This window comes from Actinomyces urogenitalis DSM 15434 (assembly GCF_000159035.1).
Classification (GTDB): domain Bacteria; phylum Actinomycetota; class Actinomycetes; order Actinomycetales; family Actinomycetaceae; genus Actinomyces; species Actinomyces urogenitalis.
Genome location: NZ_DS999612.1, coordinates 1 through 564, shown reverse-complemented (window position 1 = coordinate 564; position 564 = coordinate 1). Strand labels below are relative to the sequence as shown.

General features: G+C 45.2%; 1 protein-coding gene. It reads right to left on the bottom strand.

The features are described from left to right. A partial coding sequence (locus tag HMPREF0058_RS12920) for a restriction endonuclease subunit S domain-containing protein (protein WP_169305843.1) occupies positions 1-564 on the bottom strand: 564 nt, incomplete at both ends.

The window sequence follows — 564 nt, the reverse complement described above, 5'->3', positions numbered from 1 at the left end:
CAACAACTCAACCTGACGATCCAAATCGGTAATCAAACCATCGATCCCTTTCAGCCGTTGAACAAGGTAATCAACGATTTGCCTTTGCTCTTCCACCGGAGGAACAAATAGTGGAATATTTCGGAGCGCCTGTACCTTAAAGTCCCATTGATCTGTGCGAATTCCGTAAGAATCCCTGCCAAAGAAGGGAATATATGCTTTTGACCGTATAGCCCAGTTGAAGAATTCAGAATCCACGGAAGACGCTAAATCGAAGGTGTAATACGCAGGACTGACAATCCCGTCATACAGCGACACTCCATATGATCCTTGCCAAGCCTTCATTTTGTTCATAACAAATTGACCGTTCCGAACTACCAAATAACCACTCAAATCATCTGGTAGACGGTTGTTGTTATCTGGCGACCCTTCAAGTTCACGATCTACAACCCCACGCTCACGTTCAACAGAAAGAACTCTCCAGGAAGGCTCACCCTTACGCGATTTACGGGTCAACAGAGATTTCAGAGAACGAGAATGCCAGCTATTTGGAATCTTCCCAATCCAGTCAATACCGCTGTCTTT